At 62.5% G+C, this 21,712-nt stretch carries 22 protein-coding genes; 5 read left to right on the top strand and 17 right to left on the bottom strand.

Going from position 1 to position 21,712, the window contains the following annotated elements:
• A complete protein-coding gene (locus tag GTP23_RS05625) occupies positions 1 to 1,281 on the top strand; it encodes a c-type cytochrome (RefSeq protein ID WP_161034212.1) in 1,281 nt (426 codons plus the stop codon).
• Positions 1,282 to 1,351: 70 nt separating this feature from the next.
• On the opposite strand, the gene GTP23_RS05620 is transcribed toward GTP23_RS05625, so the two are convergent.
• Positions 1,352 to 2,473 carry a type IV pilus twitching motility protein PilT gene (locus tag GTP23_RS05620; protein WP_161034211.1) on the bottom strand — a complete coding sequence of 374 codons (1,122 nt, stop codon included), beginning with the start codon at positions 2,471 to 2,473 and terminating at the stop codon, positions 1,352 to 1,354.
• A 20-nt stretch (positions 2,474 to 2,493) separates the two neighbouring features.
• Complete coding sequence (locus tag GTP23_RS05615; protein ID WP_161034210.1) at positions 2,494 to 3,138, bottom strand: class I SAM-dependent rRNA methyltransferase; 645 nt, start codon at positions 3,136 to 3,138, stop codon at positions 2,494 to 2,496.
• Between the two features lie 218 nt (positions 3,139 to 3,356).
• Here GTP23_RS05615 and GTP23_RS05610 point away from each other — a divergent pair, with 218 nt between their 5' ends.
• The gene (locus GTP23_RS05610; RefSeq protein ID WP_229255922.1) at positions 3,357 to 4,643 is read left to right on the top strand and encodes a Xaa-Pro dipeptidase; all 1,287 of its coding nucleotides are present in this window, start codon (positions 3,357 to 3,359) and stop codon (positions 4,641 to 4,643) included.
• Between the two features lie 52 nt (positions 4,644 to 4,695).
• On the opposite strand, the gene GTP23_RS05605 is transcribed toward GTP23_RS05610, so the two are convergent.
• Together GTP23_RS05605 and purU are read right to left on the bottom strand one after the other, a co-directional pair.
• Positions 4,696 to 5,241: a YaeQ family protein gene (locus GTP23_RS05605; protein ID WP_161034208.1), complete on the bottom strand. Its 546-nt coding sequence runs from the start codon at positions 5,239 to 5,241 to the stop codon at positions 4,696 to 4,698.
• An 18-nt stretch (positions 5,242 to 5,259) separates the two neighbouring features.
• Positions 5,260 to 6,129, bottom strand: coding sequence for a formyltetrahydrofolate deformylase (gene purU / locus GTP23_RS05600; RefSeq protein ID WP_161034207.1), 870 nt, complete (start codon positions 6,127 to 6,129; stop codon positions 5,260 to 5,262).
• Positions 6,130 to 6,341: 212 nt separating this feature from the next.
• Here purU and GTP23_RS05595 point away from each other — a divergent pair, with 212 nt between their 5' ends.
• Both GTP23_RS05595 and GTP23_RS05590 read left to right on the top strand, forming a co-directional pair.
• Positions 6,342 to 6,743 carry a hypothetical protein gene (locus GTP23_RS05595; RefSeq protein ID WP_161034206.1) on the top strand — a complete coding sequence of 134 codons (402 nt, stop codon included), beginning with the start codon at positions 6,342 to 6,344 and terminating at the stop codon, positions 6,741 to 6,743.
• A 109-nt stretch (positions 6,744 to 6,852) separates the two neighbouring features.
• The gene (locus GTP23_RS05590) at positions 6,853 to 7,215 is read left to right on the top strand and encodes a KGG domain-containing protein (RefSeq protein WP_161034205.1); all 363 of its coding nucleotides are present in this window, start codon (positions 6,853 to 6,855) and stop codon (positions 7,213 to 7,215) included.
• Between the two features lie 70 nt (positions 7,216 to 7,285).
• Here GTP23_RS05590 and GTP23_RS05585 read toward each other — a convergent pair whose 3' ends face one another.
• Genes GTP23_RS05585 through modA form a run of 4 tightly spaced genes read right to left on the bottom strand, consistent with a single transcriptional unit; the run spans position 7,286 to position 10,242 of the window.
• Positions 7,286 to 8,104, bottom strand: coding sequence for a TOBE domain-containing protein (locus tag GTP23_RS05585; protein ID WP_229255921.1), 819 nt, complete (start codon positions 8,102 to 8,104; stop codon positions 7,286 to 7,288).
• Positions 8,094 to 8,795 carry an ATP-binding cassette domain-containing protein gene (locus tag GTP23_RS05580; RefSeq protein ID WP_161034204.1) on the bottom strand — a complete coding sequence of 234 codons (702 nt, stop codon included), beginning with the start codon at positions 8,793 to 8,795 and terminating at the stop codon, positions 8,094 to 8,096. Before GTP23_RS05580 ends, GTP23_RS05585 begins: the two co-directional genes overlap by 11 nt.
• A 1-nt stretch (position 8,796) precedes the next feature.
• On the bottom strand, positions 8,797 to 9,471 hold the full coding sequence (gene modB / locus GTP23_RS05575) for a molybdate ABC transporter permease subunit (protein ID WP_155433539.1): 675 nt from the start codon (positions 9,469 to 9,471) through the stop codon (positions 8,797 to 8,799).
• Positions 9,472 to 9,486: 15 nt separating this feature from the next.
• Positions 9,487 to 10,242, bottom strand: a complete 756-nt coding sequence (gene modA / locus GTP23_RS05570) for a molybdate ABC transporter substrate-binding protein (RefSeq protein ID WP_161034203.1) — start codon at positions 10,240 to 10,242, stop codon at positions 9,487 to 9,489.
• Between the two features lie 122 nt (positions 10,243 to 10,364).
• On the opposite strand from modA, the gene GTP23_RS05565 reads away from it, so the two are divergent.
• Positions 10,365 to 10,874 (top strand): M48 family metallopeptidase, encoded by a 510-nt coding sequence (locus GTP23_RS05565; protein ID WP_161034202.1) that lies wholly within the window; start codon positions 10,365 to 10,367, stop codon positions 10,872 to 10,874.
• Positions 10,875 to 10,917: 43 nt separating this feature from the next.
• Here GTP23_RS05565 and GTP23_RS05560 read toward each other — a convergent pair whose 3' ends face one another.
• The 9 genes from GTP23_RS05560 to GTP23_RS05520 form a co-directional block, all read right to left on the bottom strand.
• Entirely contained in the window at positions 10,918 to 11,463 is a 546-nt protein-coding gene (locus tag GTP23_RS05560) for an LOG family protein (protein ID WP_161034201.1), read from the bottom strand.
• Positions 11,460 to 12,245: a tetratricopeptide repeat protein gene (locus GTP23_RS05555; RefSeq protein WP_161034200.1), complete on the bottom strand. Its 786-nt coding sequence runs from the start codon at positions 12,243 to 12,245 to the stop codon at positions 11,460 to 11,462. The genes GTP23_RS05560 and GTP23_RS05555 overlap by 4 nt, the downstream gene beginning before the upstream one ends.
• A gap of 10 nt (positions 12,246 to 12,255) precedes the next feature.
• Entirely contained in the window at positions 12,256 to 12,921 is a 666-nt protein-coding gene (locus GTP23_RS05550; RefSeq protein WP_155433533.1) for a TetR/AcrR family transcriptional regulator, read from the bottom strand.
• A 65-nt stretch (positions 12,922 to 12,986) separates the two neighbouring features.
• Positions 12,987 to 13,277, bottom strand: a complete 291-nt coding sequence (locus GTP23_RS05545; protein WP_161034199.1) for a phasin family protein — start codon at positions 13,275 to 13,277, stop codon at positions 12,987 to 12,989.
• Between the two features lie 67 nt (positions 13,278 to 13,344).
• Positions 13,345 to 16,959, bottom strand: a complete 3,615-nt coding sequence (locus GTP23_RS05540) for an EAL domain-containing protein (RefSeq protein WP_161034198.1) — start codon at positions 16,957 to 16,959, stop codon at positions 13,345 to 13,347.
• 16 nt (positions 16,960 to 16,975) lie between these two features.
• Positions 16,976 to 18,457: a PAS domain-containing sensor histidine kinase gene (locus tag GTP23_RS05535; protein WP_161034197.1), complete on the bottom strand. Its 1,482-nt coding sequence runs from the start codon at positions 18,455 to 18,457 to the stop codon at positions 16,976 to 16,978.
• Between the two features lie 76 nt (positions 18,458 to 18,533).
• Positions 18,534 to 19,466 (bottom strand): esterase/lipase family protein, encoded by a 933-nt coding sequence (locus tag GTP23_RS05530; RefSeq protein ID WP_161034196.1) that lies wholly within the window; start codon positions 19,464 to 19,466, stop codon positions 18,534 to 18,536.
• 37 nt (positions 19,467 to 19,503) lie between these two features.
• Positions 19,504 to 21,159: a GMC family oxidoreductase gene (locus GTP23_RS05525; protein ID WP_161034195.1), complete on the bottom strand. Its 1,656-nt coding sequence runs from the start codon at positions 21,157 to 21,159 to the stop codon at positions 19,504 to 19,506.
• Positions 21,156 to 21,680, bottom strand: coding sequence for a twin-arginine translocation signal domain-containing protein (locus tag GTP23_RS05520; RefSeq protein ID WP_161034194.1), 525 nt, complete (start codon positions 21,678 to 21,680; stop codon positions 21,156 to 21,158). Before GTP23_RS05520 ends, GTP23_RS05525 begins: the two co-directional genes overlap by 4 nt.
• Positions 21,681 to 21,712: the final 32 nt, after the last annotated feature.

Here is a 21,712-nt window from a genome sequence, read left to right as displayed (position 1 = left end):
ATGCGCCGCCTCCTGATCACCTTCGTCGCCGTACTGCTGCTCGTATTGTTGCTGGCCGGCTGGCTGGCTCTGGCCGGCCGCGACGACCCCGGACCACCGGCCCGCACTGGCGCCTTCAGCACCGAACAGCAGCGCAGCCGTGGCGCCTATCTGGCGCTGGCCGGCGACTGTATGGCCTGCCACACGGCACGCGGTGGCGCACCCTATGCGGGCGGGCGCCTGCTGGCGACCCCGTTCGGCAGCCTGCATACGCCCAACATCACGCCTGACCGCCAGTACGGCATCGGCAGCTGGAGCGCAGACGATTTCTGGCGTGCCCTGCACAACGGCGTCAGCAAGGATGGTCGTCTGCTGTATCCGGCCTTCCCCTACACCAATTACACGCGCATGCCGCGCGAAGACAGCGATGCGCTCTACGTCTATCTGCAATCGCTACCGGCCGTGAATCGCGCCAGCCTGCCGCATCAGCTACGCTTCCCCTACAACCAGCAACTGATGCTGGCCGGCTGGCGCGCGCTGTACTTCCGCCCCGGCGTGTTCCGGCCCGATGCGAGCAAAGCGGTGGAATGGAATCGGGGCGCATATCTGGTGCAGGGGCCGGCACATTGCGGCGCCTGCCATAGCCCGCGCAACTGGCTGGGCGCCAGCGATGGCGAATCACTGGCCGGCGGCCTGATTCCCATGCAGGGCTGGTATGCGCCGGCCCTGAATGCGGCCCATCAGGCCGGTGTGCAGCACTGGCCGGCCGAACGCATCGTGCAATTGCTGCAGACGGGTGTGAGTGCCGAAGCCAGCGTGAGCGGGCCCATGGCCGAAGTGGTCAGCCGCAGCCTGCAGCATCTGAGCGATGCCGATCTGCGCGCCATGGCGCAGTATTTACAGAGCTTGCCCGCCGGCGCTGCGCAGCGGCCGGCAGCGGCCGAAGCCGGCGTGGTGCTGCCCGCGTTTCTGGCGGCAGGAGAAAAGCTGTATCGCCAGCATTGCGCCGACTGCCATGGCAGCGCTGGACAGGGACAGGCACCGGCCTATCCTGCGCTGGCCGGCAACCGCGGGCTGACGCTGGCCCAGACCGTCAACCCTATCCGCATGGTGCTCAATGGCGGCTTTGCGCCAGCCACGGCGGGCAATCCGCGCCCTTACAGCATGCCACCGTTCGGCCCGGTGCTCAGCGATCTGGAAGTGGCGCAGATACTCACCTATGTACGCAGCAGCTGGGGCAATCAGGCCGAACCCGTCAGCGCCAGCGACGTCAACCGGTACCGCAGCGTACCGCTCGATTAAACCGGCCGGGCCCGGCTGAAGCACTGGCCATCGCCGCCACTGGCCGCGGCAGCGGCCAGCACGGCACGCATCAGGTCTGGGCCGCGAAACCGAGCCGGTCGGTGGTGGCATTGCGCGCATCGTCGAGCCGCACCTTGCCTTCGGCCAGCAGCTTGCGCAGCGAGTCGTTCATGGTGTGGCAGCCTTCCTGCGGCTTGCTGACCATCCAGCTGCGCAAGGCGGCGATCTGACCATTGGCGATCATGGCCACCACGTCGGGATTCGAGGTCAGGCATTCCGTGGCCAGATAATAGCGCTCGCCCTCGACGGAAGGCAGCAGCGCCTGGCACAGCACGCCGCGCAGCGCATGGGCCAGCGCCTGCGCCTGCGGTTCGGTATTGCCGAGCAGGCGCAGCATTTTCTGCAGACCCAGCTCGGTCGAACGGGCATGCAGCGAAGCCAGTACCAGCGGGCCCGATTCAGCCAGCGCCAGCGCTTCCTGCGCCGTCTGGGCATCGCGGATTTCGCCGATCACGATCACATCGGGACGTTCGCGCAAGGCATCGAGCGCGCCCAGATAAAAGCTTTCCACGTCGCCGTCATAGCCCACTTCGCGCTGGGTAATCACGCACTGGCGCTGCGGTATCAAGGTCTCTACCGGATCTTCGATGGTGATGATGTGGCCCGAGCGGTGCTTGTTGATCTCGTCCAGCATGGCTGCGATGGTGGTCGATTTGCCCTGACAGGTATCGCCGATGATCAGCACCAGCCCGCTGGTGAGTTTGGCGAAATTTTGCTCGGCCTGACGCAGGCCCAGTTGCGCCAGCGGCATAGGCTCGCGCGGGAAGCGGCGGATCACGCAGCCCAGCCGCTTCTTGCCCTGGAAGCTGAAGCAGTTGGCGCGGATGCGCGCCGTATGCAGATCGACGGCGCGGTCGAACGCGCGGTCCTGGATGCGCTCGGCCCAGTTAGGCTCCACCACTTCGAAGAATTCCTGCAGCTCTTCGCGCGTGATGGGCGAATCCGTCACGGCCACCAGCCCGCCCGGCTGGCGCAGCAGCAGCGGGCTGTTCTGGTGGATCAGGATGTCGCTGAATATCAGCTTGGTGTTGAGCAGGTGGAGGATCTGTTCGACCAGGGTACCGAAAACCGGATGGTCTTCGTTCTCGATATAGGTCAGGGTACGAATTTGCGACGATTGGTATTGGTCCATCAGCTCAATGCTCTCCGTGATTAGCTACGCAATTTGGGGAATTTGAATCCCGTGCACAGGTCCATACTGTAACGCTGATTGCCATCAATCACCAATACATGATCAGGCGGTTCTTCGCCGGCCAGTACCCGCGAGATCACCGGCAAGCCTTCGCCCTTGCGGATCAGTTCATCGGAACGTTGGTACACATTCGGGCAGCCCGTCTCGGCCAGCAGGGCTTGCACGATGGCCACCTTCCAGGCTTCCACGCCGCCGGAATTGAACTGGCAGATCAGATAGCCATCCTGCCCGCCCCAGTTATGCACGAGCAGGCCGGACAAGCCATCTTCCTCGCCCAGCACCACCGGCATCAGCGCATTCGGGCCGGCCGCGCGCAGTGCCGGCAGACGCTTGGCCACGGCGGCCTTGACGCGCCGCTTCATCATGGCGTGATCGACCGGCTCGTCTTCCTTGTAGCTCCACATGCGGGCACGGATCTGCGCATGGGCGTTATAAGCAGCGCGGCCGATGAACTGGCGCGACGAAGTCTGCACGATGGCAGTCGAACCCGGTTTCGATTTTTCCTGCGGCTTGCCATCCACGCGTTCGATGGCGGTGGGATAGATCCACGGGTCGCCGGCCAGCAAGCTCTTTTCCTTGCCCTGTTTGATGGTGATGATCAGCATGTGAGTCCAGTTTCTGCTGCGTTGCAGCGTCGGTAGTTCGTTTCAAGGGCGCATGATACCGCATCGCCAGCCCCGGCCGGCTGTTGTAGTTCGGCACGGCTGGCGCAAACATCAACAATTTGATGGCGTCCTGCCGGCCACGCAGTTACGCTAGCCGCATGCTGCAATTCGGGCAGCACCGTTCGGACATCTCAACCACCACCTCAGGGGAGCATGATTTGAAACTCAACTACCCACGCTGGGCTAGCCTCAGCGCCCTCAGTCTGGCCCTGCTGGGCCTGGGCATAGTCAGCCACGCCAGCGCAGCCGTCACCGCCATCAAGGCCGCGCGCATGCTGGATGTACGCAGCGGCAACACGATCGAAGCAGCCGTCATCCTGATCGACGGCGAGCGCATCACGGCGGCCGGCAGCAAGCTGGCGATACCGGCCGGCGCACAGGTGATCGATCTGGGCGACAAGACTGTGCTGCCCGGCCTGATCGATATGCACACCCACCTGACGGGCGATCCGGCCGATCTCGGCTATTCCGTGATCGCCAAGTCGGTACCGCGCATTACCCTGACGGGCGCCAAGAATGCCCGCCTGACCCTGCAGGCCGGCTTCACCTCGGTGCGCGACGTGGGGGCGGACGCCTATGCCGACATCGGCCTGCGTGACGCCATCAATGCCGGCGACGTACCCGGCCCGCGCATCGCCGCCTCCGGCCCGCCGATGGGGATTACCGGCGGCCACTGCGACGACACCATGCACGCGCCCGAATTCAAAAGTGTTGCACTGGGCGTGGCCGACGGTGTGGAAGAAGCCCTGAAAGTCACCCGCCGCAATATCAAATACGGTGCCGACGTGATCAAGATCTGCGCCACCGGCGGCGTGCTCTCATTCGGCGACGATCCGCGCACTTCCCAGTACACGCTGGAAGAACTGAAGGCCATCATCAGCGATGCGCACCGGCTGGGCCGCAAGGTGGCCGCCCATGCGCACGGCGGCGACGGTATCAGGCTGGCCGTGCTGGCCGGCGTGGATTCGATCGAGCACGGTTCCTACATCGACGACGAAGGCATCAAGCTGATGAAGGAGCACAAGACCTGGCTGGTGCCTACCGTGTATCTGGGCGACTGGCTGATCGCGAACGCCGAAGCCATCAAGCTGCCGGCGCCACTGCTGGCCAAGGCCAAGGTGGTACTACCGACGGCAAGGCAGAATATAGCGCGCGCCATCAAGGCCGGCGTGCCGATAGCCTTCGGTACCGACGCGGCCGTGTATCCGCATGGCCTGAACGGGCGCGAATTTGCCGTGCTGGTGAAGCTGGGCATGACGCCGCTGCAGGCCATCCGCACGGCCACCGTGAATGCCAGCGAGCTGCTGGGCTGGACCGATCGCGTGGGCAGTATCGAAGCGGGTAAATTCGCCGATATCATCGCCGTCGACGGCGATCCGCTGAAAGATGTGAGCACGCTGGAACGCGTGCAGTGGGTGATGAAGGGTGGCGCCGTCGTCAAATAGGACGGGCTGAAGCTGAACGGGGGCGGCGCGCAAGGCCCGCCCCCTGCGGCGCTTAATCGCGCTCGCTTTTGAAGATTTCGCGGCCGATTTCCACCGTGGTGGTGCCGTCGGTCAGCCAGATCTGGCCATCCTGTATGGTGCATTGCAGCTGCATGGTGCGCTGGGCCATGCGGCCCAGCTGCTCGGTGGCATCGGCGTTCAGATTGATCACGCTGAGGTTCTTGCAGCGCTCTACCTTGTTGGCCAGCCCCTTCCACCAGATATGGCTGGTGGCCGCATAGCTGTACACCACCACATGCTCGGAACGGCCGCAGGCCTTGAGCAGCACCTTCTCGTCCGGCTGGCCCACTTCTATCCACAGTTCGATGGCGCCGGTCAGGTCCTTCTGCCACAGATCGGGTTCTTCCACGTCGAACAGGCCTTTGGTAAAGGTCAGCGCTTCGTTGGCATGGATGGCATACGCCACCAGCCGCACCATCATGCGCTCGTCCGTTTCGGACGGGTGGCGCGCCATGGTCAGCGACGGCGACTCGTAATAATTGCGGTCCATGTCCGCAATCGATAGATCAGCTTTGTAAATTGTTGCTTTAAGGGCCATCAGGACTACTCTTTAGTGTTATTTGAAGACGACGGTCTTGTCGCCATTCTGTAAAACGCGGTGCTCGACAAACCATTTCACGGCGCGCGCCAGCACCACGCATTCGACATCGCGGCCGATGGCGGACAGGGTATCGGCATCCATCGAATGATCGACCCGCTCCACATCCTGCTCGATGATAGGGCCTTCGTCCAGATCGCCCGTAACGAAGTGGGCGGTGGCACCGATCAGCTTGACGCCACGCTGGTGCGCCTGCGCATACGGCTTGGCGCCCTTGAAACTAGGCAGGAAGGAATGGTGGATGTTGATCGCCTTGCCTTTCAGGGCGGCGCACAGGCTGGGCGACAGGATCTGCATATAGCGCGCCAGCACCACCAGATCGATCTGGTGCGAGTTGATCAGTTCGATGATCCTGGCTTCCTGCGCCAGCTTGGTTTCTTCCGACGCGCCGGTGGCCAGTGGCAGATAGTGGAACGGAATATTGTAGCTGGCAGCCAGCTGGTAGAAATCCATGTGATTCGACACGATGGCCGGAATTTCCACCGGCAGCAAACCGCTCTTATAGCGGAACAGCAGGTCGTTCAGGCAATGGCCGATCTTCGACACCATCAGCATCACGCGCGGCTTGTAGTGGGCATCGCGCAGCTCCCAGTCCAGTCCCATGCTGGCCGCCAGCGTGGCGAAATCGGCGCGCAGGGCCGCATCGCTCAGGCCACTGTCTTCCAGCGAGAAATGCACGCGCATGAAGAACAGCTGCGACTGGCTATCCCCGAACTGGGCCGAGTCGATGATGTTGCAGCCATGTTCGGCCAGGAAGCCCGACACGCGATGCACGATACCGCGCTGATCGAGGCAAGAGAGAGTCAGAATGTATTCGGGATTGCTCATATCCACCATCGTTAGAATTCATACAAGGCCGGTATTGTCGCACGGCTGGGCGGGAACTGCCCAATTCATCAGCAGTCTGGCGCGGCCACCGGGCGCTGGATGCAACACATGCCGGGGCTAAACGGGGAACTTTTGGCGCCGGCCAGCCTCTATCGTAGATCCGGCCTCGCCCTCTCTCGCCGTATTCCGCCACTGCAACAGGAGCTTCCATCATGCCTAAGCTGCCGCAACCCGCCTTGCCTTCGCCCAACTACGAGCAATTCATCACGCTGTACCAGCAACTGGGACAGCACATCGTCACCGCCATGCAGCGCCTGAGCGAACTGCACCTGCAACTGGGGCGCGAACTGCTGTCCGACCTCAGCGACAATCACGGCCGCTGGCTCGCGGGCAAGGATGCGGGACTGTACAGCCCCACGCTGGAACCATGGCAGCACTACCAGCAGCAGCTGATCGACATCCTCAGCATGGCCCATTCCAACATGCTGCAGACGACGCACGAGCACCTGACCGCACTGGAACGCAGCATGGAGCAAACCGGCAAAGCGGCCAGCAACGCTGTACCGCGCGCCAGCGTGCAGACCACTGTGGCAACATCGGCTACGCACCACTAAAAGCCGCCTCACACTGGAACTTTCGTCAACCTTGCTTCTCTAATCATGCAGGGCAGCGAGCACTGCCCGCCACTTCGACGCAAGGTCGCCACACCATCTAGGAGGACATATGGCCAGTAATTCCGGCAATGAAAACATCAAACCCAAGAGCAGCGCCAAGCGGGGCTTTGCCGCCATGGACGAAGCCACCCAGCGCAGCATCGCCAGCAAAGGCGGCCAGGCCGCACACCAGAAAGGTACGGCGCACGAGTTCGACAGTGAAGAGGCACGCCGGGCGGGCCAGAAAGGGGGCGAAGCCGTCAGCCGCGACCGCGCCCACATGGCCACCATAGGCCGCAAAGGCGGGGAAAGCCGGCAGTCGGCTGCCCGGGCCAAAGCCCAGCAGGCCGCTGGCAGCACTGCAGGTCAGGGAAGTTCCGAGCAAACCAGCAAGAGCGCCAGCCGTCAGAGCAGCAAGGCTGCCAGCCACTAAGCCCATCCCCTCTTCCTTCCCGCCAGATTCCGCACTATTGCCCCAGGTGCGGGCAAGTCACCGTGCGGAGTCAGGTGCCGAGGATGACGGCGGACGCCTTGAAAATCGCCGTAGCAGGCTTACCAACGGTGAGTTCCAGTGCGATAGCACTTTCACGCGTAACGATGGCAGCAATGGTGGCGCCTCCTGCCAGCGCTATGCTGACCTCCGTATTGACGGCGCCTTCCTGTACGCGACTAACGGTGCCGCTCAGCTGGTTGCGCGCCGAAAAGCGCGCACCTTCAGGTTCCGTCACCACGATGACGGAGCTGGCTTTAATCAAAGCCCAGGCGCTGACACCGGGCGCCAGCGCCAGACTCTCGCTACTGTCGCGCGTGATGGTGGCAACGATCTGCTGGCCGCCCGCCAGCCCCAGCGTGACTTCGTCGTTGACCACACCCTGCTGCACCGAAGCGACTTTGCCACTGAACTGATTACGTGCACTAGTCTTCATAGTGATATTCCTTATCATCAAAAGGTCATCAGCCAGCGCATGCGACTGGCTACTCAGGGCAGCAACGAAACGCCGGTGCGCTTCGTCTATCTGGGCGAAATTTTTTACCAGCTGCTGGCCGCGTGCCGTCAAACGGGTGCCACCGCCGCCTTTACCCCCTGCCAGCCGCTCCAGCAAGGCTTCGCCAGCCAGATTATTCATCGCTTCGATGGCATCCCAGGCGCCCTTGTAGCTCAGCCCGACCGCCTTGGCGGCCGCCGTGATCGAACCATGTTCGCCTATCGCCGCAAGCAGATCCATGCGTTCCCGTCCGCCCAGTTTCTGCCCGTCGACAGTCATCCAGACATTGCCCTGCAAGGCCATGCCGGCGTTCTGCGCGCCCGCCTCATCCTTCATATGTGACACCTTTCAGTTCCAGCGCGGTATCGACCAGTGTACCCTGCTCCATCCTGAGCAGGTGATCGCCAAACGCTTCCACATCATCTTTATCGTGGGTGATCAGCAGCATGGGGATGCCCAGCTGCCGCTGTAGCTTATCGAGTTCGGCCCGCATACGCTGACGGAGCGCCGGATCGAGTGCAGCAAACGGCTCATCGAGCAGCAAGGCACGCGGTGCAGCCGCCAGGGCGCGCGCCAGTGCCACCCGCTGGCGCTGGCCGCCCGACAGCTGATGCGGCATCTGCCCTGCCACCGTATCCAGTTCCAGCGCGGCTAGCCAATGGCGTACCGTGGCGTGTGCCGTCTGGCTGGACGGGTTACGCCAGCCACGCTGCAGACCGAAGGCGATATTCTGCCGCACGTTCAGATGGGGGAACAGGGCATAGTCCTGAAACAGATACGCCAGTTCGCGCTGCTGCGGCGGCAGATTGATGCCCTGCGCCGACGCATACAGGCAGCGCCCGCCCAGCTCGATGCGCCCCTGATCCGGCGTCACCAGCCCCGCCAGCGCTTTCAACAGCATGCTTTTGCCGGCACCGGAGGCGCCGTAGATCACCACGCGCTGGCTGTCCGAGCGGAAGCGTGCCTGCAGCGTGAAGCGGCGCCCGGCGGCTTCCAGCGTCTTGCGTATATCAACGTCGAGTGTCATATCAGGCCTGCGAGGTTCGGTTCGGCGTCAGTTTGTTGGCACTGACCAGCACCACGATACAAACCAGAGAAGTAATCAGCACCAGCAGATTGGCCGTATCGTCCTGCCCCGCCTGCACGGCTTCGTACACGGCGATCGACAGCGTCTGGGTTTTACCGGGTATGCTGCCCGCCACCATCAGGGTGGCGCCAAATTCGCCCATGGAACGGGCAAACGCCAGCAAGGTCCCGCCTAGCACGCCACGCCAGGCCAGTGGCAGCGTGACCCGCAAAAACACCGCGAACGGCGACAAGCCCAGCACATAGGCCGCCTGTTCCAGCTGCGTATCGACCGCCTCGAACGCTGCCCGCGCGCCCTTCAGCACCAGCGGAAATGCCACCACGGCCGCAGCGATAACGGCGGCCTGCCAGGTAAAGATCAGCTGTATGCCCAGCACTTGCTGCAAGAACGCACCGAGCGGACCATGGCGGCCTATCAGCACCAGCAGGTAATAGCCGAGCACGGTCGGCGGCATCACCATCGGCAAGGTCAGCAAGGCATCCAGCAGTTCGCGCCCGACAAAGCGTTTGCGTGCCAGCAGATAGCCTAATGCCACGCCCAGCACCAGATCGATCAGGGTAGCCCACAGCGCCACCTTGAGCGACAGGCGCAACGCGATCCAGGCAGGCTCGGCCATCAAACTCGCCAGCATTTACGGCCGACCGAAACCGTAACGGAGCAGGATGGCCTGCCCTGACGCCGATTGCACGAACTCGACAAACTGGCGTGCAGCCTGAGGCTGCGCACTGCCAGCGATCACGGCGATCGGATAGGTCACCGGCGTTTCCGTCGGCACCGTGGCCACCACCTGTACCCTATCTTTGAACAGCGCCGCATCCGTGGCATAGACAAAGCCGGCATCGACCTCGCCTCTGGCCACGTAATCGAGACACTGGCGCACCGAAGTGCCGTAGATCAGCTTGTTACTGATCCCGTTCCACAAGCCGGCCTGCTCCATGGCATGCTGCGTGTAGCGGCCTGCCGGCACGCTGGCGGGATTCCCGATGGCGATACGTTGTACCGCCGCCTGAGCCAGATCGCGTACACCACCCAGCGCGACTTTACTATCGCCCGGCCGGATCAGCACCAGGGTATTGCTGGCGAAGTTGCGCCGGCTCGCTGCCGCCAGCAGCTTCAGGCCTTCCGCCTTATCCATAGCCTCCTGATCGGCGGAAGCAAACACATCGACTGGCGCCCCCTTGGCGATCTGCTGCACCAGTGGGTCCGAGGCCGCAAAGTTGAACTGCACTTTATCGCCGGCGTGCTGCTTTTCGTAAGCCGAACCGATTTCCTTGAAGGCATTACTGAGGCTGGCAGCGGCCGACACCATCAGATCAGCGGCCCAGACGGGCGTCAAAGCCAAACTCAGGACTGCTGCGCAAGCCAACTTCAATCGAGGGCGGGACATGTGTTCTCCTATGGCAAGAATCGTAATATACGCGATTATATAGCGATTGAAAAAACCGTGCTTTTAGCGCCAGCCCCGGCGGCTGTGGTACATTCACGCCTCGATGATTTCTGGTCCGCCCCATGTCCCGCCTGAAGTACCTGAGTGCCTATTCCGAACAGACCCAGAGCCAGGTAGCGCAACTGATCGCGCAGGACAAGCTGGCCGCTGTACTCAACAGCCGCTACGGCAAGGCACACGACTACCGCACCGACAAGGCGCTGTACAACTATGTGCAGGAACTGCGCAGCGCCTATCTGCGCAATGCGGAACCGGTCAACAAGGTGGAATACGATAGCAAGATCCACGTGATCAACCATGCGCTAGGCCTGCATACGGCCATCGCCCGCGTCCAGGGTGGCAAGCTCAAGGCCAAGCATGAAATCCGCGTCGCCACCATGTTCAAGGCCGTGCCTATGGAATTCCTCACCATGATCGCCGTGCACGAGCTGGCCCACCTGAAGGAAAAGCAGCACGACAAGGCGTTCTACCAGCTGTGCACGCACATGGAACCGAACTACCACCAGTACGAGTTCGATTTGCGCCTCTACCTGACTCACCTCGACAACCAGGGCGAGAAATTATGGACCTGAGGGCGCCGCGCGTGTAGCGCTACGCGCCCGCCGTACGGCGTGCTTACACGTCGGGAGTTTTCAGGCGTGCCAGCAAGCGCTGAGGTTCCGCTTCGATCTGCATCAGCCCCACATGCTCGGGGCGGATAAAGCCTTGCGCGCTGGCGTGACTGATAAAGCCAGCCAGCTGGTCGTAAAAGCCCGCCACATTCAGCAGGCCGACCGGCTTGCGGTGTATGCCCAGCTGCGACCAGGTCAGCATTTCGAACAGTTCTTCCAGCGTGCCCATGCCGCCCGGCATGGCAATGAAACCATCGGCCAGGCTGGCCATCATGGCTTTGCGTTCATGCATATCCTTGACGATGAACTGGCGCGTCAGGCCGGTATGGCCCACTTCGCGCTCGACCAGCGCGGTGGGAATCACGCCCGTCACTTCGCCGCCATGCTTGAGCACTTCGTCGGCTATCACGCCCATCAGGCCGACATTGCCGCCACCGTACACCAGTGCCAGATTCTGTTCCACCATGGCCCGTCCCAGTGCACGGGCAGCTTCCGCATAGCGGGCATCATGGCCGGGATTGGCACCGCAATACACACAAATCGCTTTCAAATCTCTTCTTCCTCATTCAGTTGACGTCTTACCAGATCGGCATCGAGCCGCTCCAGCGCGTCGAGTGCAACGCAGCGCGCGGCGGCCTGATACAGGGCACGCGCTTCGGCCAGTTTGCGTTTTCCGTCCAGCATCTGCAAGGCCCGCGCATAGCGCACTTTGACGATAGCCGAGTCCGGGGTCAGGGCCAGCGCCCGTTCGAACGCAGCATAACTTTCTTCCTTTTTCACCCCGTAGGTCAGGCCGCCCAGCAGCGCGCCCACCTTGTCGAGAATTTCGGCATGGTAGATGCCCAGCGCCACCTGTGCATCGGCGCGCTGGGGCGCCAGCGCGAGCGTGGTTTCCAGACTGCCGCGCACCTTGGCGCCCAGCCCCTGGGCCAGCGCCTTGACCACCGAGATGCCTTGCGAATACTGGCCCAGCGCATAGGCGTGCCAGTAAAAGCCGGCCGGATTATCGGGCTGCTCCTGCTGCTGGCGCTCGCAGCGTTCGGCCACGCATTCGAAGGTGGCCAGCTTCTTCATCAGGCTCGGTTCCAGATACTGGGCATAGATGCAGATGGCCTTGTGTGCTACCGAGTAACCGGGCACGCCGACATCGAGCCCGATGCGGGCCGCATGTTCGAACTCGCCCGCATGGAAGGCGATCCAGGCCTGCACCAGCTTGGGATTATCGGGCCAGGGCTCGCGGTCACCCGCATGCAGGCGCGGCCACAGGCGCGCCAGAGTTTCCGGCGTCTGCACATAGGCGGGATCGGGATACGGGAAAGGGGTCCACGCCATACGGGTCGGCCTACTTGAGTTTCTTCAGATATTCTTCGGACAGTTTCTGGAACAGCAAACTGGTCTCGTTGCGCAGATAAGGGCCGATCTGCGACAGCACCTGATAGCAGCCGCGGGCCAGCGCATCGGCCATCGACTGCTGCTCGCTATATTTGCGCGGATTGCGCACATATTCATACGACAGCCAGTAAGTCGCCACCACCACCATATTGGTGGCCATGGCGTCGATCGCCGTATCCGACGCTTCCAGCGATTTTTCGCTGCGCAAGTCTTCGCACAGCTGCTTGGCGACCTTGATCTTGTGCGCCAGAATCTGCTTAAAGTGCAGCTCCAGCTTGCGGTTACGCGACAGCAGGTCGTTAAGGTCGCGGTAGAAGAAGCGGTAGCGCCAGATCAGCTCGAACATCAGGTGCAGATACAGCCACACGTCTTCGATATTCGAGCGGCGCCCGTCCGGCACCGTCAGTATGCGGTTGATCTCCGCCTCGAACTGCACGAAGATGGAATTGACGATGTCATCCTTGTTGCGGAAATGGTAGTACAGATTCCCCGGCGAGATATTCATTTCTTCAGCGATCACGGTGGTCGTGATATTCGGTTCGCCAAATTCATTAAATAAGCGCAGCGACAGCTCGAGTATGCGTTCGCGGGTACGGCGGGGTGCTTTTTGTAGCATAGCAAGGAAACCTCTGTTTATTCTCCTGCAAGCATAACACCGTTACCGCGAAGTTAGAAATATTGTCAGCGTGCAGACGAGCGCTCGGCATGGCTGGCCTGCAGGGCAGCCAGCTGGGCGCTCAGTTCATCCACGCGCGCCTGCAGCTGCGCCACTTCAGCCGCCGTGGGCACGCCGATGGCACTGAGGGCACGCAGCACGCGCTCTTCGAATACTTGCATGGAAAACATCTTGCCGCCCTCTTCCTGCGCTTTGGCAAAGGCGTGCAGGCCGGCCTGCCAGATTTCCTGCGACGACATGTGCATGGCATCGGCCATGCGCTGATCGTCATCTTCCGGCTTCAACTTCTTGATCATGGAAAGTCCCCGTGTTGTTTTGCGTTATTATTTTTTTATTGTAATCAGCAAAACTAGAGCCATGGGTCTAATGCGATGCCAGCAACACAGTGCCGTGCTGCTGGGTCTGCAGACGGAATCCTTCGCGTATGTTCTCTCTTAGCGCAGTCCCCTGCCACGGCTTGGTATAGAAGCGGTCGATGGCGCCATGGTTGATGGCTTCCATGATGGGCGACAGATCCGTATAGGCCGACAGCATGATGCGGAAAGTATCGGGTGCCAGATTCTTGACCCGCTCCATGAATTCGGTGCCGCTCATGGACGGCATGCACTGGTCGCACAGGATCACCTGCACCTGGTTGTGCGCCAGCAGGTCGAAGCCTTCGGCCGCCGTCTGCGCCGTCAGGATGCGGTAGCCGTCCTGCGCCAGAAAGTCCGACAGCACATCGAGCATGAAGGCATCGTCATCGACGATCAGCAGCGTAGGCTGGCTGACCAGGCCCACTTCCTGCGGCGCCTGCAGACACTGGCCCTGACGCAGCATCTGCTCGAACTCTTCTTCCGGCAGCGGACGGCTGAACAGATAGCCCTGCATTTCGTCGCAGTTATGCCGGCGCAGATAGGCCAGCTGGGCATCTTTCTCCACCCCTTCCGCGATCACCTCCAGCTGCATGCTGTGCGCCATATTGATGATGGCCAGCACGATGGCGGCATCATCGGGATTGCTGGTCACTTCGCGTACGAAGGCAATGTCGATCTTCAGCTTATCGATGGGGAAGCGTTTCAGATAGGCCAGCGAGGAATAGCCGGTACCGAAATCGTCGATGGAAATGCGTATGCCCAGCGCTTTCAGGTGCTGCAGCACGGTGATGGTTTCTTCCGCATTCGACATCAGCGAGCTTTCCGTCAGCTCCAGCTCCAGCAACTCGGGCGCGATATCAAATTCGCGCATCACTTTCAGCACTTCCTCTTCCAGCCCGCCCACGAAGAACTGGATGCCGGACACGTTGACCGACAGGTGCACGGCGCCCACGCCCGACCGGCTCCACTCGGCGATCTTGCGGCAGGCTTCGCGCAGCACCCAGTTCCCCACCCGCACGATCAGCCCCGTCTCTTCCAGCAGAGGGATGAACAGGGCCGGCGACACCATGCCGTGGCCGGGCCGGCGCCAGCGGATCAGCGCTTCGGCACCGCTGATGCGGCCCGTGGCGATATTCACCTTGGGCTGGAAATGCAGCACGAATTCTTCATTCTCGATGGCGCGGCGCAAGGCGATTTCCAGATCCAGCCGGGCAATCGACTGGGCATTCATCTCGGCCGTGAAGAAGCGGAAGGCATCGCGCCCCGCTTCCTTGGCGCGGTACATGGCTGTGTCGGCATACTGGATCAGGGTGTCGGGATCGTCGCCATCATCGGGGTAGACGGAAATACCTATGCTGGACGTCAGCGTGACTTCATGGCCGCGCAGATCGAACGGACGGCGCATCGATTCGCGTATCTTGTCCACCACCGTCACGGCCGCCTGCGGCCCTTCCGGCAGGATCAGGATGGCGGCAAATTCGTCGCCACCGAAGCGGCCTATGGTGTCGCGCACGCGCAGACAATCCACCAGCCGGCTGGAGAACTGGCGCAGCAGTTCATCGCCTATCGTATGGCCCAGCGTATCGTTGACATTCTTGAAGCGGTCCACATCGAGGAACAGCACGGCCAGCGACCAGCCATGTTCGGCCGCCTGATGCAGCGAGTGACCCAGCGAATCGTAGAACTGGCTGCGGTTGGGCAGCCCCGTTAGCGTATCGAAGTGGGCCAGCTTGAGCAGGCGCTGCTCGGCCTCCTTGCGCTCGGTGATATCGCGCGCCACCGCCACCATGATCCACGTCGAGCCCGAGCGCAGCGTGCGGCGCTGCACTTCCACCGACAGCAGCGCCCCATTCTGGCAATGCAGCTGCAGTTCGCTCATGGTGCCGCTCTGCTCGCCGGAGAGCAGCTTGCGGAACAGCTCTTCCAGCGGCTCCAGTTCGCCCACCCCGCTGCCATCGGGATGCACGCGCAAAAAATCTTCGCGCGCGTAGCCCAGCATGCGGCAGGCCGTGGCATTCACATCGACAAAGCTCATGGTGCTGCGGTCGAGCAGGAAGATGGCATCCGCCGTGGCATCCATGGCCAGCCGGAAGCGGCGCAAGTCTTCATCGAGACGGATGCGGGCATTCATGTCGGCCGTCAGCTGGGCATGATGCTGCTTGATTTCTTCGTACAGCGCGAGGTTTTCGTAAGCCACGGAAATCTGCGCCGCCACCGTCACGGCCACTCTTTCATCCACTTCGGAAAAGCCCTCGGAACCGAGCTTATCGACCAGATACAGCCAGCCATGCACGCGTTCGTGCGAAGCAATCGGCACGCCGAGGAAGGAATGCACGGCCGGATGCTCGGCCGGCAAGCCTACGCTGGCCGGATCGCCGTTCACATCGTTGAGGCGGCAGGCCTGGCGCGATTCCAGCAGGCCGCGCAGCACACCGGCCCGTGGCGCCTTGGTCAGCGCCCGCGCCGGCACGCCGGCACCGCAGCTGGCAAAGTAACTGAGTTCGCTGGCCTCGGCGTCCAGCATGCCGATGCAGGCATATTTCGACACGCAGATATTCTGCGCCACGCGGCAGCCGATTTCGATCAGCGCACCGGGGTCGCGCTCGGCGCCCAGTTCTATGCCCAGTTCTATCAGTGCCGTCAGGCGCAGGCTGACGGCCTGCAGGCTGGAGAGCGAACTGGTGAGGCGCTGCGTCATGCGTTCCAGATGTTCGGCCGCCGCGCTATCGACTTCGCCCGACTGGTCGGCAATGCGCGACAGCTGGCGGCTGCTGTTCTCCAGTTCATCCAGATACTGGGCGACCTTGTCGTCGAAATGGTGGAAGCGGCCATCCAGCGGCGGCTCCGGCATATGCCGTGCCGGCGCCAGTTCGGCCTGCATGCCTAGCGCCTCCTGCACGGTGCGGCGTATCACTTCCGGATCGGACGGTTTGGGCAGCACCCAGCGCACGCCGCAGGTCTGGGCCACGGCCATGGCTTCGCGTTCGCGGTAGATGGCGGTGTAAAAAATCACCGGCACCTGGGCCGTCGCCGGATTGGCATGCAGGCGGGTGACGAATTCATAGCCATCCATGCTGGGCATGAGGATGTCGGAGATGACCAGATCGGGCTGCTCGGCCTCGACCATGCGCAAGGCTTCCACGCCGTTGCACGCTTCCAGCAGGCGGTGGCCGTCATAGCCGAGCAGGGTCATGAGGAATTCGCGGTTGAGCACGTGGTCATCCACGATGAGAATGGTGGCCGCGGTCAGTTCGCGCGGCTTCAGAAACGCTTCGATCTGGCCGACAAAACGTTCCGGCTCCACCGGCTTGCCGATGTAGCCGTCGAAACCGGCCGCCAGCAGTTTTTCGCGGTCGCCCAGCATGGCCAGCGCCGTGACGGCCAGCAGCGGAATATGGCGCATGGTGGCATCGGCCTTGAGCGCCGCCACCACACCATAGCCATCGAGCTTGGGCAGATGCACATCGCACAGGATCAGATCGGGACGATGCTGGCGTGCCAGCGCTACCCCGCTTTCGCCATCGCTTGCGCTGACGGTGCTATGGCCGTAGGCGCGCAACAGATAGACCATCAGTTCCAGATTGGTCGCATTGTCTTCGATGATGAGGATCCGTGCTGTCACCGTGCTGCCTCCTGGTCTATTCTCTGGGCAGGGCCAGCGTAAAAGTGCTGCCCACGCCGTATTCGCTATCGAACAGTATCTGGCCCTGTAGCAGCGCAGCCAGCCGCTGGCTCAGGTGCAGGCCCAGCCCCGTTCCTTCGAACTGCCGCACCTTGCCCGCATCGAGCTGGGAAAAGGCCTGGAACAGCGCGCCGCGGTCTTCCGCTTCGATGCCTATGCCGGTATCGCTGATGCTGATGGTGACGCAATCGCGCTCGCTCACCTGTGCCGTATCGAGGTTCACCTTGACCGTGCCATGCTCGGTGAACTTGATGGCGTTGTGTACCAGATTCATCAGAATCTGCTGCAGCGCGCGGCGGTCGGCCATCACCGTCAGGTCGTCTTCGCTGCTGACGAATTCCAGCTCCAGCCCTTTCTGCCGCGCCTGCGGCCGGAACAGCAGCAGCACTTCATCGATCAGCTGGCGGCACTGTAGCGGCGCCAGTTCCAGCTCCAGCTTGCCCGCTTCGATCTTGGTCAGGTCGAGCAGGTCGTTGATCAGCGACAGCAGATGGCGGGCACTGCTCTGCACCGTGCGCAAATGCTTTTCCTGCTCGTCATTGATGGGCCCCGGCAGCTTCATCAGCATGGTGCCGGTGAAGCCTATGATGGCGTTGAGGGGCGTACGCAATTCATGCGACATACCCGCTAGAAAGCGGTCCTTGGCAGCGCTGGCACGCGCCAGTTCCGTGTTCTGTTCCTGCAGCGTACGCTCGATGCGCTTGCGCTCCGTGTTGTCGCGGATGGCACTCATGATCAGCGTGCCCTCTTCCGTCACGATAGGGCTGAGGCTGATCTCGACGGGGAATTCCATGCCGTCGCTGCGCAGCCCGTACAGATCGCGCCCCGAACCCATGGGCCGGACCTGCGGCTGCTTCATGTACTCGCTGCGGTGCTGCAGATGGGGGCCACGGAAACGCGGCGGCATCAGCTGTTCCAGCGGCAGTCCGCGCATGGCGCCCTGCGGATAACCGAATAGCGCATGGGCCTGACGATTGGCCAGCACCACCCGTCCGCCCGAATTGGCCAGCAGGATGGCATCCGGCAGCGATTCGAGCAGACCGTCGAAGCGCGCCTCCACCAGCTTGGCGTCGCGCAGCACCTTGAGTGCCGTCACGTCCTTCTTGCTCCACAGGATGTGCTCAGGCTGGCCCGTAGCGTCGCGCACCAGTTTGGAACTGCTATCGACATACACCAGCGAACCGTCTTTGGCATGGCGCATGGATTCGTAATTGGCCGAGCCGCTGCTGAGCGTCTGGGCAATCACTGCCGCCTCCTGGTCCAGCAATCCGGGTGGCACGATCAACTCGGTCAGCCGGCGCCCCAGCGCTTCTTCGCGGGTGTAGCCGAACACGGCCTGCGCGCCATTGGTCCAGCACTCCACCTCGCCCTCCAGTGTCGTGACGATGACGGCATCCGGCGTTTCATTGAGTATCAAGCTACCAAAATCAGTAGGCATAGTGGCACCTTGTTTTGTCTGCTAGCTATAGCTTAACCAACATACAGCAACCGTCAACGAAAATACTCACACAATGTCACGGGCGTATGGCGGTCAAAATTTCGTCCATGACACGCGGCAGAGTTTCCGCATGCCGTCCCAGTGCAACATGGCCGATTCCCTCGAACGCCAGCTGGCGCGCACCAGTCAGCAACGCCGATTGCGCCGGCGCAACGATATTGTCATGCAAGGTATAGATTGTGCTGAACAGGCCGCGTTGCAGATTCGCCTCACCGGCTGCCAAAGTCCGCAGCCATTCGCTGTCATACAGCATTTGCTGCACATTCTGGCCTATGCCGTAACGGGCCAGCGACAGCGCCGTGCCCTGATGCGGCGTGCCCAGCGTGATCACGCGCGCCACGGCATCGGCACCGTAGCGGCGCAGATAGGCCCGCGCCACCAGTCCCCCCATGCTATGCCCGACAATCACCACGCGCTGCTGGCCCGTCGCGGCGCACAGCTGTTCGATGGCGCTACGCACCTGCGGCGCAAAGTCGTCAATGGACGCGCCCGGTGGTTCCAGATCCACGCCCAGATGGGCGATGCCGGCCTGATTCAGCAGGTCGCTCAAAGGACGCCAGTAACCGCTGTTGCAGCCATAGCCGTGTATCAGCAGCACCGGCAAGCCATGCCGTCCGGCCGGCAGTTGCAGGCCCACGGGATGCAGCATGTCGTAACTGGTGGTTTTCAGGTTGGAGCAGTATTCGTGCGCCAGCAGCATGCACAAGCGCGGTAGCGACAGCACGGGTGCGGCAGGCTGGTCGCGCAGGCTGAGTCGGAAGTTATTGGCCGAAATCAGCAGACGCAGTACCAGTACCAGCGCTACACCCAGCAGCAGATAGCACAGCTCGAGCAGCAACTGCCAGTACAACGGCCCGGCCGGCTGCCAGAATTTATGCAGCGTGGCCGCGACGATCAGGGCCGCTGCCAGCTGCAAACCCAGTAAGAGGAACACCACGCGTCGGATCATGCTGCCATCATAACCCGACTCGAGAAATGGCGTGCAATCAGCTGCGTAGCGGACGCGCGGCCGGTTTGCCGCTCAGCTGTTCGGCCAGCGTGCTGGCCAGCCGCGCCACGATGCCATAGATGGAAAGCTGGGGATTGGCACCGATCGAGGTGGGGAATAGCGAACCGTCGTGCACCGATACGTTGCTTAGTCCCTGATAGCGACCATCGGCCGCCGTCACGCCCTGACGCGCATCGTCGGCCATGGCGCAGCCGCCCATCACGTGGGCCGACACCACGCGCATGGCCAGCTGCTTCATGGGCAGTGCCTTGATGCCGGCCTGTGCTTCGGCCCAGCTGCGGTATAGCGGCGTGGCTTCATGCACGGGCGCGACATCTTTGGCACCGGCGGCAAACTGGATTTCCGCCATGGTCAGCAAGGCGCGCCGTGCCCCATCCCAGATGAAATCGCTGATCGGATAATCGAGCGTGGGCGCGCCATCGCTGCCGAGGATGACGCTGCCGCCCGGTGCATCGGCGTGGAAGCCGTCGCGCAGCAGCGCCAGCGTGGCCTGCTTGTAGGGGAACTGCGCCATATCGTGCGCATGGTCTGCGCCGAAGCCGGCCTTGGTGGTGGCCAGCAGCAGCGGGTGCAGCGGCGGCACTTCCAGCTTGTAGCCGATAGGCCCGTCAATGGCCTCGGTGTGCAGGAAGTGGTCGGAATACACGGTTTGCGGCGCACCGGAAAAACTGTTCACGGGCTGCTCGAAGGTGGCTGCCGACACCACCACCGGATGCAGGAAAGTACGCTTGCCCAGCAGGCCATGCGGGTCCGGCGCACCCGAGCGCATCAGCAGGGCCGGCGAGTTGATGGCGCCACCGGCCACCACGAAGTGGCGCGCCTTCAGCGTCAGCTTGCGCCCGGTCGGCGCCAGACCGGCCGCATCGAGTGCCAGACAGTCCAGCTGCACCGCCTTATCGCCCTGCAGCACCAGCCGCTCGGCGCGTGCCCGCGTCAGCAGTGCCGCGCCATGGTTGAGCGCCGAAGGGATGGTGGTAATCAGCATCGACTGCTTGGCATTGGTGGGACAGCCCATGCCGCAATAGCCGAGGTTCCAGCAACCGTTGACGTTACGCCGGATCAGCGCCGTGGGTATGCCCAGCTTGCTGGCGCCACGCCGCAGGATGTCATTGTTTTCGTTGGGCGGCACATTCCATTCGCTGATGTTGAGGCGCTGCTCCATCAGTTCGAACCACGGTGCCAGCGCTTGCGTGCTGTAGGTATGCAGGCCGAACTTGCGCTGCCAGTAGCCCAGCGTGCTATCGGGCGTGCGGAAACTGCTGGTCCAGTTGACGGTGGTGCTGCCGCCCACGGTGCGCCCTTGCAGAATGTTGATGGCCTTGTCGCGCGTCTTGCGTGCGGCCGATTCCTGATACAGCTGGGGGTAGGCTTGCGCCTCGCTCATATTGAAATCGTTGGAAGAATGCAACGCCCCCTCTTCCACGATCAGCACGCGCAGGCCGGACAGGGCCAGAATTTCCGCCGTCACGCCGCCACCGGCGCCGCTGCCCACCACCACCACGTCCGCTTCCAGCGTCAGGTCGGTGTCGAGCCGGCTGGCGTCCGTCACCTGCCAGCCGCTGGCCAGCCCGGCCTGTATCGGGTCGGGAATCAGGGCCTTAGTCTGATTAATCGGGATATTCGTGCGGCTCATTTCAGCAACTCCTTGCGCGGACCGGGATAGCCGATGGCAGCCCAGGAAGATGGATCGGCATACCACGAGCCCAGCACCAGATCGTGCAGGGCCAGATAGGCCGTCTGCAGCATGGCCAGCCGGTGGCTACGCCAGCTTTGCAGGAAGTCCGCCACTTCGGCCGGATCAGCCTGCTCCCAGCTGGCGCTGACGCCGGCCAGCAGACGCCGTGCCGGTGCCAGTGCCAGCAGGCCGAACAGGTCCTGCACTTCTTTCTGGGTACTCAGCGGCAGGCCACGTATGGCGCCATGGGTGCGTTCCAGCGTGGCGGCCAGCGCCTGCGCGCGCGCCGTGGCCTCGGTCGGCAACAGCGGGCCCAGCAGCACGGGGATGATGGCGTTCAGGGCCGCACGGGCCTGACCGTCGAGGGCAAAGGGATGGGGCGCTGGTGCCGGGGTCACCATGCGATAGATGGCCCCGCCCGCTGCCAAAGTAATGGCCGCGGCAGCGCCTATCTTCAGAAAAGATCTGCGGTTGCTCATGTCTCCGTCCTACTGGTTATTTTTTTGTCTAA

The sequence above is a fragment of the Duganella fentianensis genome (assembly GCF_009857835.1).
Taxonomy (GTDB): Bacteria; Pseudomonadota; Gammaproteobacteria; order Burkholderiales; family Burkholderiaceae_D; genus Rugamonas; species Rugamonas fentianensis.
Note: the sequence above shows the minus strand (reverse complement) of the source record. Positions and strands in the feature narration are given on the sequence as shown.